Raw genomic sequence first — 12,365 nt, 5'->3', positions numbered from 1 at the left:
AAGCGGAGATCAGCCGCGCTCGCGGTGACGACGGCGCTGCTCGGTACGGGAGTGGCGCTCAACGCCCCACCCGCCACGGCCGCCCCACCCGCGATGGCCGCTCCCGAGACGGCCGCTCCCGCCGCCGCGGTGGCAGCGGGCGCCACGGTCGTCGCCGAGAAGTGGCTCGACGCCCGAACCGTCGACCTCACGGTCGCCTCCCCGGCGGTGGGGGCGTCCCTGCCCGTCCGGGTGGTCCTGCCGACCGGGTACGCCGCGCAGCCCGACCGCACCTGGCCCGTGCTCTATCTGCTCCAGGGCGCGCACGACGACTACACGTCCTGGACGAGGGAGACGGACGTCGTCGACTTCCTCGCCGGCCAGGACGTCATCACCGTCATGCCGTCGTCCGGCCCCACCGGCATCCCCACCGACTGGTGGAACTACGGCAGCGCCGGCGCGGACTACGAGACGTTCCAGGTCGACGAGTTGATGGGGCTGTTGCAGCAGAAGTTCCGGGCGGGGACGAAGCGTGCCGTCGCCGGTGTCTCCACCGGCGGCTACGGCGCCCTGGCCTTCGCCGCACGGCACCCCGGGACCTTCACGGCGGCCGCCTCGTACAGCGGGATCCTCGACACCACCGCCTTCGGCATGCCGACCGTGCTCAACGCGATCGTCGCCCGGGAGCAACTGCTGCCGCTGACCCTCTGGGGCAGCCCGCTGCTCAACCGGGACAACTGGAACCGCCACAACCCCTCCGCGCAGGCCGCCGGCCTCAAGGGCACGAAGCTGTACATCTCCCAGGGCAGCGGCCTGGCGGGCGGCGACCTCGACAACCTCGAAGGCGCGGTACTCGAAGGCGCGCTCTGGTCCCAGGCGCACAGGTTCACCGAACGGCTGGGTGCCCTGGGCGTCCCGGCCCAGGTGCACTTCTACAACGGCGGAGCACACGCGTGGCCGTACTGGCGACAGGAGTTCAAGGCGTCCTGGCCCATGCTCGCGGCGGGCCTCGGCCTGAGCTGACCCCCAGGGCCTGTCCGACGGACAGGCCCTGGCCCGAGCCGACCCCCTCAAGGAGGAACCACCATGGATGCCCTGGCCGAGGCCGTCGTCGCGGGAGCCGCCCGCGACGAACTGGAGCGCCTGTCCCCACCCGACCGCTTCACCGCCGCCCACCTGCGCGCGGAGGACGTCGACAGCTTCACCGGAGTCGCCGACAAGGACGTACGGAAATCCATCCACATCGGCGCGGTGCCGATGCCCGAACTCGCCCCGAACGAGGTGCTGGTGGCCGTCATGGCCAGTGGCATCAACTACAACACCGTCTGGTCGGCGATGTTCGAACCCATCCCGACCTTCACCTTCCTGAAGCACTTCGGCCGCCAGGACCGCTGGGCGGCCCGGCACGACCAGCCCTTCCACGTCATCGGCTCGGACGCCTCCGGCGTCGTCGTCCGCGCGGGTTCGGGTGTACGCAGATGGCGGGTCGGCGACCACGTCGTGGTGAGCCCCGTGTACGTCGACGAGGAGGACCCGGCGACCCACGCCGACGGCATGCTGGGCACGGGCATGCTGGCGTGGGGCTTCGAGACCAACTACGGAGGACTGGCCCACTACGCCGTCGCCAGGACCAGCCAACTCCTCCCCAAACCCGCTCACTTGACCTGGGAGGAGGCGGCCTCGAACCCACTGTGCGCGGGCACGGCGTACCGCATGCTGGTCAGTGAACGGGGCGCCCGGATGACCCAGGGCGACGTGGTGCTGATCTGGGGAGCGGCGGGCGGCCTCGGCGCGTACGCGGTCCAACTCGTGCGCAACGGCGGGGGGATAGCCGTCGGCGTCGTCAGCAGCGAGCAGAAGGCGGAGTACGCCCGGCGGCTGGGCTGCCACCACGTGATCAACCGGGAGGAGATCGGCCTCAGCGGCAACGAGCCGCCCGCCGATCCCGCCGTGGTCGGCAAACGGCTCGGCAAGCTGATCCGGGCCGCGACCGGGGAGGACCCGCACATCGTCTTCGAGCATGTCGGCCGGGCCACCTTCGGCGTCTCCGTCTTCGTCGTCCGGCGCGGCGGGGCGGTGGTGACGTGCGGCTCCAGCACCGGCTACCAGCACGAGTTCGACAACCGGTACCTCTGGATGCGCCTCAAGCGGATCATCGGCAGCCACGGCTCCAACCTCCACGAACAGGCCGCCGTGGGCCGCCTCCTCGACCTCGGCCACCTCACCCCCGCCCTCACCGAGACCTACCCCCTCTCCGACACGGCCGAGGCGGCCCGCCTGGTCCAGAACAACGCCCACCTGGGCAAGGTCGGCGTACTCGCGCTCGCTCCCGGGCCCGGCCTCGGGGTCATGGACACCGAGCGCCGGGAGCGCCTCACCGGGAGGTGACCGTTCTCAGGAAGGGGCGGGTTGCTCCTCCTGCTCCTGGGCCTTCGTCGGGACCCGCGACCGCGGTGTCATCGAGAGCTTGTCGGGTTTGACCGTGACGATGGCCTGGGGGCGCGGGGGAGCGGACGTGAGGGTCAGCCGCCAGCGCTGGACGACGGTGGCCAGGACGATGAGGAGTTCGGTCCAGGCGAACTCCTCGCCGATGCACTTGCGCCGGCCGTCCCCGAAGGCGAGGAACGAGGAGCGGCCGATGCTCTTGGCGCGCTCGGGCTCCCAACGGCCCGGGTCGAAGGCCGCCGGATCCGCATAGACCTCGGGGTCGTGCTGGTGGACGTACGGGCTGTACACGACGTCCGCGCCCTCGGGGATCGTGACTCCGTCGAGGACGACCGGGCGGGTGGTGATCCGCGTGACGAGCCAGGCGGGTCCGTACATGCGCATGGCCTCCTTGAGGACACTGCGCATGTACGGCAGGGAGCCCAGGTCCTCCTGGCGCAGCGGGCGTCCGCCGCAGACGGCGTCGAGTTCGGCGTGCAGTTTCCGCTCGATCCCCGGGTTGCGGCTGATCTCGTACAGGGTCCAGGCCAGGGTCGTCCCGGTGGTCTCGATCGCGCCCGTGAGGAGGGTGATCGCCTCGTCCTGGAGCTGTTGGCGGGACAGGGGGCCCGTCTCGGGGTCGTCGGTCGTGAGGAGGGTGGAGAAGAGACCGGCCTGCGACGCTGTGTCCTCGGCCCGCGCGCCGTTCTGATGGGCTGGGCAGCCCGGTGGCGGCGCGGGCTGCTCCGCGGACGCCAGCTGGGCCCGGTGGTGGTCGATGGCCTGGTCGATGAGGGTCCGAAGCCGAGCCACCCGCCGCTCGTGCGCGCGGTTCGCGGGCAGGGGCAGCTTCGTCACCCAACCGGGCAGGATGGTCTGCCGGATCGTGCCCCGCATGATCTCCGGCATGAGTCCCTGGAACTCCTGCTCGACATGTCCCGGCAGGCCCGAACCGAAGAGGGCCACGAGGAAGGTCGACAGCGTCAGGTCGTTCATGTCCTCGTACGTGTCACGCGCGACCCCCTCCGCCCACGCCTCGGTCGCCGTTCGTACGTGGCTGATCATGACGTCGCCACGGGTGGCGACGTGCGACTTGTTGAACATGGGCTGCATCAGGCGCCGGTGCTTCATGTGCAGGTCGCCGTCGGCGATCGTGGCGAGGCCGTCGCCGAAGAACACCCGCAGCGCGTCGATGATCTTGCCGCCCTTTGCGAACGCGTCGACCTCCGTCACCAGCACGCGGCGGGTGACGGCCGGGTCGGTGACCACATAGGCGGCGGTGGGGCCCATCAGGATCTTCACGACGCTGCCCTGTTCGCGCAGCGCGTTCATGAACTCCAGCGGACGTCTGGCCAGTTGGTATCCGTGTCCGATCAAGGGCAGGCGGCCGGGCGCGGTCGGTGCCGCGGCGGGAGGACCTGATACGCCGCTCATCGGTGACTCTCCTCAAGATCAACTTGATGGTGTGATCATGACATGCATGCCCACGCGATCCATGTCGTACCCACCGTTTTCGTCACACCGCCCGGTATGCGCGGCGATGCGTGGGTGATGGGTGGGCGATGAGTAAAGGGATTTGTCGACTGATTTGAGCTGGCCGGAGCCTTGCCAAAGCTTCACAGAAGTGGGCCGGTGAGGTTGATCCGAGGTAGATCAAACCCGATAAGGTTCCCTGAGGCGCGGCGAGTTGACGCGACAGCAATCGGTTGTCGCTCGCTGTCCACGCATGCCCGTCGCGGGGTGGATCACCGCGCGACGAGTGCTGCCCCGAGCTTTCTCTCCCCTGTTCGATCGTGTTGCTTCGAAGGATGCAGATGGAACTTGCCACTCCGCCACCGGAGGCGCGGGCACCGGCCGCCTGGTACAGCTGGTGGCTGATGCCACTGGCCCTGGGCGCTGGAACCGTCGCCGCCGCGGTCGCCGGACCCGACTCGACCCAGATACCCGCGATAGTCTCCGGGGTCGCGGCGACGGCTGCGAGCGCCATCTCCGTACGGCTTCTTGTCCGCTCCCAGCTTCAGATGCGCCGCAGTGCCGGCGAGTTCAGGAACGCACAGGCCGAACACTCCCAGCAGTGGCAGCAGCACGTGGCCGGTCTTGAGCGCAAGTACGCCGCCGAACGCGCCACGTACGACGCCCAGTTGGCCGAGCAGGCCAAGGCCTACGACGCGCGGATCGCCGAGCAGACGCAGGCCTGGCAGGAGCAGCTCGACCGGCAGCTCGCGGCCGTCGCCCTGCTCGCCGACCAGCAACTGCCCGAGGCGCTGGAGCGGTTGCGGGCCGGTGACGCCATTGACGACGTCCTGCCCTCCGTCAACCAGTGCGCCGAGGTCGGCGCCGATCTGCAGGCCCAACTGCGCAAGGTGCTCAGGACCGCGCTCATCGGCGTGGAGCAGGAGTTCAACCGCTCCACGTCCGCCGAGCAGGCCGTCATCAGCATCGGCAGCCGTATCCACGTGCTGACCAGCAAGCTGCGCGGCCGGCTCCACGAGATGCAGGGCGAACACGGCAGGCTGCCCTCCGTCGCCCAGGGCCTGATGGAGCTCGACCAGCAGCTCGGCCCCGCCGACTCGCTGGCCGCGAGCATCGGTGTGCTCGGCGGCTCGGACCGGCCCGGCCGACAGTGGCAGGAGTCGCAGCGGCTGCTCAGTGTGGTGCGCGGCGGCATCGGCCGGATCAAGGACTTCGACCGCGTCCAGGTCCAGCACCTGCCCGAACTCGGCGTCGACGGCGGGATGGTGGACCACCTCACGCTGGTCTTCGCCCACCTGCTGGACAACGCGGCGCGCTACTCCCCGCCCACCGAGCCGGTGATCGTTTCCGGCAAGGAGGTGCCCAACGGCGTCGGCATCGAGATCCAGGACTCCGGCAAGGGCCTCAACGAGGAGAAGAAGCAGGAGGCCCTGCAGTCGCTGGAGGGCGTGGCCCCCGGCCCCGGCCTCGGCGGGGTGTCCGAGGACGCCCACCTCGGTCTGCGCGTGGTGGGAGCCCTGGCCCGCCGGTACGGCATCAGGGTCACCTTCGCGGACTCCCCGTGGCTCGGCACCTCGGTGGTCATCGTGGTACCTCACAAGTACTTCAGCCAGCTGCCCGCCGCCGCCACGGCACCGGCTCCCGCCGCTGAGGTCTCCGCCGCGCCGGGCACCGGTTCGGCCGCGGCCGAGGAACCGGTTCAGGCCGAGGAGCCGGAGGAGACCGGGGACACCACGCCCGGCGGTCTGCCCAGGCGCCGCAGGCGAGCCGAGTCCGAGAGGCCCAGGTCGGCCGTACGGGAGGAAGGATCCACCGCCTCGCACGCGGTGCCCCCGGACGAGTCCTTCACCGGCCTGGCCGCCTTCGCCACGGCCGGACGTGAGCCGACCGCCGGGCGTGAGCCGGCTGCCGGACCCGAGCCGACCACCGGACGTGAGTCCACAGAGCACCGCACTGAAGAGAGCGACTAGTCCACATGACGCAACAGGGAACCGACGTGAGCTGGGCGCTCCGCGATCTGGTGGAGAGCATCCAGGAGATCCGCTTCGCCCTCGTGGCCTCCAGCGACGGCAAGGCCATCACCTCCTACGGCGCCGACGACCCCGACGACGTGGACCGTTTCGCAGCCGTGGTGGCGGGCCTGCAGGCGCTGGCCCAGCCCGTGGCCGAGCAGTTCCCCAAATACGCCGGGCAACTGCGCCTCGCGATGATCGAGGTCGACGGCGGTCACCTCTTCGTGGTTCGCGCCGGCGTGGAGACGTACCTCGGAGTCCTCGCCAGGGAGGGGCTCGACCAGGGCCTGCTCGGTCACCAGATGAGGGACCTGGCCCGCAGGATGGGTGAGCTCCTCGGCACCACTCCGCGCCTGGAGGAGCACTCTGGATGAGTGGTCCCCGCCGACCCACGGACCCGTCCGGTCTCGAGCGCTACTACGTCCTCACGGGCGGTCGCAGCGGACCGGGCGGTTCGGCGTCGAGCCTTGACGTGGCGACCCTCATCACCTCCCGTGCCGCGGCCGTCCCCGGTCTGCAGCACGAGCACGAGGAGATCCTCCGGCGCTGCCGCGATCCGCTGTCGGTGGCCGAACTCGGTGCCCATCTCGGATTGCCCTTCAACATTCTCGCGGTGCTCTTGGCCGATCTGCTGGACGCAGGCCGCGTTGAAGCCCGCCACCCCATCCCGGCGTCAGGCGCCGGTCGCGGGCCAGACCTCGCGCTCCTTGAGGAGGTACTCAGTGGACTTGAAAGGCTTTGACCATCCCGACCGGTACTCGGCCGACGGCACCCTGCCGGCCGGCGCCCGCTCGGTGAAGGTGATGATCGCCGGCGGTTTCGGCACCGGTAAGACCACCATGGTCCGTTCGGTCAGCGACATCAAGCCGCTCACCACCGAGGAGACGCTGACCCAGGCCAGCGCCGACGTCGACAACCTGATCGGGGTGGCGGACAAGCAGGAGACCACCGTCAGCCTCGACTTCGGCAAGATCGGCATCAACGACCAGCTGGTGCTGTACCTGTTCGGCACGCCCGGCCAGGAGCGGTTCTGGTTCCTGTGGAACGGGCTGTTCAAGGGCGCGCTCGGGGCCGTGGTCCTGGTCGACACGCGTCGACTGGCCTCCAGCTTCCGGGCGATCGAGGAGATGGAGCGGCAGAACGTCCCGTTCGTGATCGCCCTCAACGTCTTCCCCGACTCGAAGGACCATCCGGTCGAGGAGATCCGCGACGCCCTGGACATCTCCCCGCACACCCCGATCGTGGCCTGCGACGCCCGCGACCGGGCCTCCAGCCGTGATGTGCTCATCACGCTGATACGCCATCTCAAGGAACGCTCCGCAGTCGCTCTGGAGTCCCGATGACCGACCAGCCCTCGAACGGTCCCGACGCCCCGCGCGGCTGCCCGGTCGCGCACGGCGGGGGAGACGGACTCACCCGTCTCTACGGGCCCGACGCGGCGACCGACCCGATCGGTATCTACTCGCGGCTGCGCAAGCAGCACGGGCCCGTCGCGCCGGTACTGCTGGAGGGCGACATCCCGGCGTGGCTGGTCCTCGGCTACCGGGAGAACCGGCGGGTACTCGACAACCCCCGTCAGTTCAGCCGGGATTCGCGGATCTGGCGGGACTGGAAGGACGGGCGCGTCGAGAGCACCTCGCCACTGATTCCTATGCTCGGGTGGCGGCCCGACTGCGTCTCCCAGGACGGCGAACCGCACCGCAGACTGCGCGGTGCGGTCACGGACAACCTCCAGGCCGTCGCGAGCCGCGGCATCCGCCGCCATGTCACACACTTCGCGAACAAACTGATCGACGGGTTCGCCGGGGCAGGCAGTGCCGACCTGGTGGCCGAGTACTCCGAGTACCTGCCGATGCTCGTACTGACCAGGGTGTTCGGGCTCGCGGAAGGGGAGGGGCGGCAGCTGGCCGAGTCCTGCGCCCAGGTGATGAAGGGCGGCGCGGACGCCCTCGTACACAACGACCGCATCATGCAGATCCTCGGTGAACTGGCCGAGCGCAAGCGGGTGGAACCGGGCTCCGACTTCACCACCGGGCTGCTGGAGCACCACGCAGAGCTCGACGACGACGAGATCCTCAACCATCTGCGGCTGGTGCTGATCACCGCCCACGCCACCACCAGCAATCTGCTGGCCCGGGTGCTCCAGCTGGTGCTCACCGACACCAACCGGCTCTCCGGTCTGGTCAGCGGGCAGCTGAACATCTCCTCCGTCGTCGAGGAGGTCATGTGGAACACCCCGCCGCTGGCCGTCCTGCCGGGTCGGTTCGCGACCGCCGACCTCGAACTCGGCGGGCATCACGTGCAGGAGGGCGACCTGCTGGTGCTCGGCCTGACCGCCGGCAACGTGGACCCGGAGATCCGGCCCGACGTCGGTATCTCCGTGCACGGCAACCAGTCGCACCTCGCGTTCAGCGGGGGGCCGCACGAGTGCCCCGGGCAGAACATCGGCCAGGCCATCATCGAGACGGCCGTCGACGTCCTGCTGCACCGGCTGCCGGGGCTGCGGCTCGCGGTGACACCGGACGAGCTCACCTCCACGGCCTCCACGTGGGAGGCGAAACTCAACCGGCTTCCGGTCAAGTTCGCGGCGTAGGCGCTCCGCCGGGTGGGGGCTGCTGCGGCTCTCGCGCGGTTCCCCGCGCCCCTTCCGGGGTGCGGGGAACCGCGTTCGGCTGCCGCGTTCAGACTGCCAGGAGGTCGTCCAGTGAGCCCTTGCCCGCCAACTCGGCCTTGGCGGCCGGGGATTCCTTGTCCGCGGCGTAGCGGCCCGAGGTCAGGGCCCACTCGTAGTTGCCGTTTATCCAGTGCTGGATGGCCTCGACGCCCATCCGGACCTTCTCGCGGTCGTCGTCGTCCAGGCCGAGTTCGTCGCACATCTGCGGTACCTGCGCCTCCAGTTCGAGGTACCCGGCAAGGCTGTCCGTGGTCATCCTGACCGCCTCGTCGGCGGCCTCCTTCCAGCCGCAGCGGCGCTCGCGGTGCAGGACGGCTATCAGGTTGTGGCCGTCCCCTCGTCGTTTCTCGCGCTCGAAGGAATGGATGTCGTTCATGAAGCCGATGGTGTCGGCGGCCAGGTCCCGCATTCTCTCCATCAGCGCATGTGCCTGCACCTCGGCGGGAACCTCGAAGCCGCGGCTGCGCTCACCGGCGTCGATGCTGTGGTGGATGCCGACCGTACGGCGGCGGAACTCGGCGTACTCCTGAAGGTCGAGCGTGCCGGCCAGGCCGCGGGCGGCCAGGTCGACCTCCTCGGTGTGCGCCACGAGGAATCGGCCCCAGGAAGCCGCGAACCGCGTACGCCATGTCAGAGACATGCCATCCGAAAGGTGGGCCCAGACCTCCGCCCAGGCCATGGTGATCGGGCATGCCACACGAGGGGTGATGCCCGCCGGACGCAGGGGAGTGGCGATGAGTTCCCGCGCGACCTCCGCCACCCGGTCGGCGCGATCCGGCCTACTTGAGTCGAACTGGTCATCGAAAAGAAAGGCCAGCGAGAACCAGTTCATCAGGACGACCATGTCGTCGGCCGAAGCGTGGGGGTAGGTGCGGGCGGCCGCCTGGGGCAGATCCCAGGAGCGGTATTCCTCGAACCCGGCCTGGCTGCGCACCAGGCCCTTGTCCCATACCCAGCGCAGATGGCGGGCGCGGGCGAATTCGAGATGGTCGCTGACGGGGGTGGTGAAGGGGAGATCGAACCTGACGTCCTGCGGCATTCGCGTCCTCTCTTGAGACGGTTCACAGGGCCCCCCCATCCCTGTGGGCGGACATCGAAATTGACGCCCGCTGGCTCGAACAGCGCTTCCCGAGACGAAAGTTGACTCGATTTACACGCTACGAGGCTGCCCTGATCGTAAATGATCTATGCCGCGACCTCGGTGACTTGACCGTGACCTGCGTTACACCACTCCGTGACCTCGGTGATTCGTCGGCCTCCATGGCCGAATGAGCGCGCTCGCGCTCCGACGGGCCGGGGCCTGGGCCCGCGGCCGACTGATTTCCGCGGGCGGGGTACCCGGTCACCGTGGAGCCGTGGGCGGAGCGCCGCTCGTGGTCGGTCGGCGTACGGAGGAGACATGGCACTGGTAGTGGCGGGCGTCGTGGTGCTGGACTGCGCCGAGCCCGAGAAACTCGCCGCGTTCTACAAGGAGTTCCTCGACGCGGAACAGACGGACGCCTCGGCGAACCGTGTGGAGATCAAGGGAGCCGACGGATTCCGGATCGCGTTCCGGCGGGACGTGAACGCCACTCCGCCGAGCTGGCCGCGCCCAGAGAACTCGCTGCAGGCCCACATCGACTTCCACGTCGAGGACCTGGACGCGGCCGAGCGCAAGGTCATCGGGCTCGGCGGCCGGCCGCTGGAGGCCAAGGACCCGTCCGGTCCGTTCGAGGAGAGGGGATACGCCGACCCGGCCGGCCACTCGTTCACCGTGCGTGCCAACCGGACCACCGCCCCGAAGCAGGGCTGACCTCAGCCGAACAGGTCCCTGCCAGGGGTGATCGCCCCAGGCAGGGTTGAGCGAACGGGACTTCCGGGTTCAGCCGTTGTGCGTGCGCAGGGCCGCCAGGGCGCGGTCCGCGTGCGCGCTCATCTTGAACTCGCTGCGCACGACCTCCAGTACCTTCCGGTCCTCGGCGATCACGAAGGTGACCCGCTTCGTGGGCGCCAGCGAGAAGCCCCGCTTCACACCGAACCGCTCGCGGATCAGCCCCTCCGGGTCGGACAGCAGCGGGAACCCGAGGGTGTGCTTCCCGGCGAACTCCTGCTGACGCTCGACCGTGTCACCGCTGATCCCCACCGGACGAGCCCCGGCGGCGGTGAACTCGGCGGCCAGATCGCGGAAGTGGCACGCCTCGGCGGTGCAGCCGGCGGTCATCGCCGCGGGATAGAAGAACAGCACGACCGGCCCCTCGCCCAGCAGCTCGGAGAGCTTGCGTGAGGTCCCGGTCTCGTCGAGGAGCTCGAAGTCCTAGACGGTGTCGCCGACCTCTATCTGGTTCTTCACGATCGCTCCCCTGACTCCCGGCCGGCTCCGGGCCGACTGTGTGGAGGCCAACCGTACTGGACGGTACGGGAGTCAGTCGCGGCCCCCCTTGTCGCCGGAGGGCCACACTCCGGTCGACCGCTCGATGGCCGTCGCCCCCGTACGGTCCACCGCGCTGCGGACGACCGCGAAGAGGGCGCCCTGGATGGCCGCGGCCAGCAGCACCTCGCCCCAACCGCGGTCCTTGTCCAGCGCGTCGGGCGCGTCCTCCTCGTGGCGTATCGCCTTCCAGGTCGCCTGGAACGCCATCCCGGCGAGGGCCCCGCTCGCCCAGCCGAGCACGAACCCGAGGGGCTTGTAGACGAGTGGCAGCTTTTTCTTCTGCACCTGGATCTCCTTCGGTTCGCATTCCCGGACTCACCATGGCGAGTGTCCAGTTCAGCGGCACATACGCAAAGACCCGGCGGATGCTCAGGGCCGGCCCGCCGCCGGAACCTCCTCGCCCTCGCGCACGGGCCCCGGCGGACTCCCGTCCCCGAAGGGGCGCCCGCCCAGCTCCTCGCGGCCGTGCGAGGTGAGCCAGCCGGACAGGTCCGGCCCGAGCGGCACGATGCCGGTCGGGTTGATGCCCGTGTGGACCTCGTAGTAGTGCCGCTTGATGTGGTCGAAGTCGACGGTGTCCCCGAATCCGGGCGTCTGGTAGAGGTCACGGGAGTACGCCCACAGGACCTGGTCCTCGGCCAGCTTCCAGCGGTTGCACTTGAAGTGGCCGTGATAGACGGCGTCGAAGCGGACCAGCGTGGTGAACAGCCGGATGTCCCCCTCGGTGATCGTGTCCCCGACCAGGTACCGCCGACCCGCGAGCCGCTCCGACAGCAGCTCCAGCCGCCGGAACACGCCCTCGCAGGCCGCCGCGTACTGCTTCTGACCGGTGGCGAACCCGGCCCGGTACACCCCGTTGTTGACGTCCTCGTACACCTCCGCCATGACCTCGTCGATCTCGTCGCGGAGGTCCGCCGGGTAGAGGTCGGGTGCCCCTTCCCGGTGCAGGGCGGTCCACTCGGTGGCGAGGTCCAGGGTGAGCCGCTGGTAGTCGTTGGTCACCAGACGGCCGGTCGGCACGTCCACGAGCGCGGGCACGCTGACGCCGCCCGGAGCGCCCGGCTCCCGGGCCTCGTACGCCTCGCCGAGAAACCGGATGCCGAGTACGGGGTCCCGGCCGCCGGGGTCCAGGGTGAACCGCCAGCTGCGGTCGTCCTGGATCGGGTCGGCGATCGCCATCGACAGCGCGTCCTCCAGCCCCAGCAGCCGCCGGGAGATGACGGCGCGGCTCGCCCACGGGCACGCCCGGCTGACGACCAGGCGGTAGCGGCCCGCCTCGACCGGCCAGCCGTCCCGGCCGTCCGCCGTGACGCGGTCCGCGAAGTGGCTCCTGGACCGCTTGAAGGACTTCTTCCCGTACGCCCTGTTGCCCTCGGTGTCGCTCATCCCTCGC

Annotated in this window: 12 protein-coding genes and 1 pseudogene; 8 read left to right on the top strand and 5 right to left on the bottom strand. The window is 69.8% G+C overall.

Going from position 1 to position 12,365, the window contains the following annotated elements:
• The first annotated feature begins 93 nt into the window (after nucleotides 1-93).
• Together ACH4YP_RS00435 and ccrA are read left to right on the top strand one after the other, a co-directional pair.
• A complete protein-coding gene (locus tag ACH4YP_RS00435) occupies nucleotides 94-1,002 on the top strand; it encodes an alpha/beta hydrolase (protein ID WP_398489424.1) in 909 nt (302 codons plus the stop codon).
• Between the two features lie 63 nt (nucleotides 1,003-1,065).
• Complete coding sequence (gene ccrA / locus ACH4YP_RS00430) at nucleotides 1,066-2,367, top strand: crotonyl-CoA carboxylase/reductase (protein ID WP_398488676.1); 1,302 nt, start codon at nucleotides 1,066-1,068, stop codon at nucleotides 2,365-2,367.
• Between the two features lie 6 nt (nucleotides 2,368-2,373).
• Here ccrA and ACH4YP_RS00425 read toward each other — a convergent pair whose 3' ends face one another.
• Complete coding sequence (locus ACH4YP_RS00425; RefSeq protein ID WP_398488675.1) at nucleotides 2,374-3,837, bottom strand: cytochrome P450; 1,464 nt, start codon at nucleotides 3,835-3,837, stop codon at nucleotides 2,374-2,376.
• A 380-nt stretch (nucleotides 3,838-4,217) separates the two neighbouring features.
• Here ACH4YP_RS00425 and ACH4YP_RS00420 point away from each other — a divergent pair, with 380 nt between their 5' ends.
• From ACH4YP_RS00420 to ACH4YP_RS00400, 5 genes are read left to right on the top strand one after another with little or no spacing between them, the layout of a single operon-like run.
• Nucleotides 4,218-5,846: an ATP-binding protein gene (locus tag ACH4YP_RS00420; protein WP_398488674.1), complete on the top strand. Its 1,629-nt coding sequence runs from the start codon at nucleotides 4,218-4,220 to the stop codon at nucleotides 5,844-5,846.
• A gap of 5 nt (nucleotides 5,847-5,851) precedes the next feature.
• Nucleotides 5,852-6,262 carry a roadblock/LC7 domain-containing protein gene (locus tag ACH4YP_RS00415; RefSeq protein WP_055611716.1) on the top strand — a complete coding sequence of 137 codons (411 nt, stop codon included), beginning with the start codon at nucleotides 5,852-5,854 and terminating at the stop codon, nucleotides 6,260-6,262.
• Nucleotides 6,259-6,630, top strand: a complete 372-nt coding sequence (locus tag ACH4YP_RS00410; RefSeq protein ID WP_143634907.1) for a DUF742 domain-containing protein — start codon at nucleotides 6,259-6,261, stop codon at nucleotides 6,628-6,630. Before ACH4YP_RS00415 ends, ACH4YP_RS00410 begins: the two co-directional genes overlap by 4 nt.
• Nucleotides 6,611-7,231: an ATP/GTP-binding protein gene (locus ACH4YP_RS00405; RefSeq protein WP_361052664.1), complete on the top strand. Its 621-nt coding sequence runs from the start codon at nucleotides 6,611-6,613 to the stop codon at nucleotides 7,229-7,231. The genes ACH4YP_RS00410 and ACH4YP_RS00405 overlap by 20 nt, the downstream gene beginning before the upstream one ends.
• A complete protein-coding gene (locus ACH4YP_RS00400) occupies nucleotides 7,228-8,481 on the top strand; it encodes a cytochrome P450 (RefSeq protein WP_361052667.1) in 1,254 nt (417 codons plus the stop codon). The genes ACH4YP_RS00405 and ACH4YP_RS00400 overlap by 4 nt, the downstream gene beginning before the upstream one ends.
• Before the next feature lie 88 nt (nucleotides 8,482-8,569).
• Here ACH4YP_RS00400 and ACH4YP_RS00395 read toward each other — a convergent pair whose 3' ends face one another.
• Complete coding sequence (locus ACH4YP_RS00395; protein WP_398488673.1) at nucleotides 8,570-9,601, bottom strand: 7-epi-alpha-eudesmol synthase; 1,032 nt, start codon at nucleotides 9,599-9,601, stop codon at nucleotides 8,570-8,572.
• 360 nt (nucleotides 9,602-9,961) lie between these two features.
• On the opposite strand from ACH4YP_RS00395, the gene ACH4YP_RS00390 reads away from it, so the two are divergent.
• Nucleotides 9,962-10,354, top strand: a complete 393-nt coding sequence (locus ACH4YP_RS00390; protein ID WP_361052674.1) for a VOC family protein — start codon at nucleotides 9,962-9,964, stop codon at nucleotides 10,352-10,354.
• 69 nt (nucleotides 10,355-10,423) lie between these two features.
• On the opposite strand, the pseudogene ACH4YP_RS00385 reads toward ACH4YP_RS00390, so the two are convergent.
• The 3 genes and pseudogenes from ACH4YP_RS00385 to ACH4YP_RS00375 all read right to left on the bottom strand — a co-directional run bounded on the left by ACH4YP_RS00385 (nucleotide 10,424) and on the right by ACH4YP_RS00375 (nucleotide 12,358).
• Nucleotides 10,424-10,891 (bottom strand): annotated as a pseudogene (locus ACH4YP_RS00385) (peroxiredoxin).
• 72 nt (nucleotides 10,892-10,963) lie between these two features.
• Complete coding sequence (locus tag ACH4YP_RS00380; RefSeq protein ID WP_359840653.1) at nucleotides 10,964-11,257, bottom strand: DUF4235 domain-containing protein; 294 nt, start codon at nucleotides 11,255-11,257, stop codon at nucleotides 10,964-10,966.
• An 84-nt stretch (nucleotides 11,258-11,341) separates the two neighbouring features.
• Nucleotides 11,342-12,358 (bottom strand): glutathione S-transferase family protein, encoded by a 1,017-nt coding sequence (locus tag ACH4YP_RS00375; RefSeq protein WP_398488671.1) that lies wholly within the window; start codon nucleotides 12,356-12,358, stop codon nucleotides 11,342-11,344.
• Nucleotides 12,359-12,365: the final 7 nt, after the last annotated feature.

This window comes from Streptomyces sp. NPDC020747 (assembly GCF_044334695.1).
Classification (GTDB): Bacteria; Actinomycetota; Actinomycetes; order Streptomycetales; family Streptomycetaceae; genus Streptomyces.
Note: the sequence above shows the minus strand (reverse complement) of the source record. Positions and strands in the feature narration are given on the sequence as shown.

Bases quoted from the DNA above. Each gene is read 5' to 3' on its own strand.
- ACH4YP_RS00435 (WP_398489424.1), top strand. From the start codon at position 94: ATGGCCGCTCCCGAGACGGCCGCTCCCGCCGCCGCGGTGGCAGCGGGC.
- ccrA (WP_398488676.1), top strand. From the start codon at position 1,066: ATGGATGCCCTGGCCGAGGCCGTCGTCGCGGGAGCCGCCCGCGACGAA.
- ACH4YP_RS00425 (WP_398488675.1), bottom strand. From the start codon at position 3,837: ATGAGCGGCGTATCAGGTCCTCCCGCCGCGGCACCGACCGCGCCCGGC.
- ACH4YP_RS00420 (WP_398488674.1), top strand. From the start codon at position 4,218: ATGGAACTTGCCACTCCGCCACCGGAGGCGCGGGCACCGGCCGCCTGG.
- ACH4YP_RS00415 (WP_055611716.1), top strand. From the start codon at position 5,852: ATGACGCAACAGGGAACCGACGTGAGCTGGGCGCTCCGCGATCTGGTG.
- ACH4YP_RS00410 (WP_143634907.1), top strand. From the start codon at position 6,259: ATGAGTGGTCCCCGCCGACCCACGGACCCGTCCGGTCTCGAGCGCTAC.
- ACH4YP_RS00400 (WP_361052667.1), top strand. From the start codon at position 7,228: ATGACCGACCAGCCCTCGAACGGTCCCGACGCCCCGCGCGGCTGCCCG.
- ACH4YP_RS00395 (WP_398488673.1), bottom strand. From the start codon at position 9,601: ATGCCGCAGGACGTCAGGTTCGATCTCCCCTTCACCACCCCCGTCAGC.
- ACH4YP_RS00390 (WP_361052674.1), top strand. From the start codon at position 9,962: ATGGCACTGGTAGTGGCGGGCGTCGTGGTGCTGGACTGCGCCGAGCCC.
- ACH4YP_RS00375 (WP_398488671.1), bottom strand. From the start codon at position 12,358: ATGAGCGACACCGAGGGCAACAGGGCGTACGGGAAGAAGTCCTTCAAG.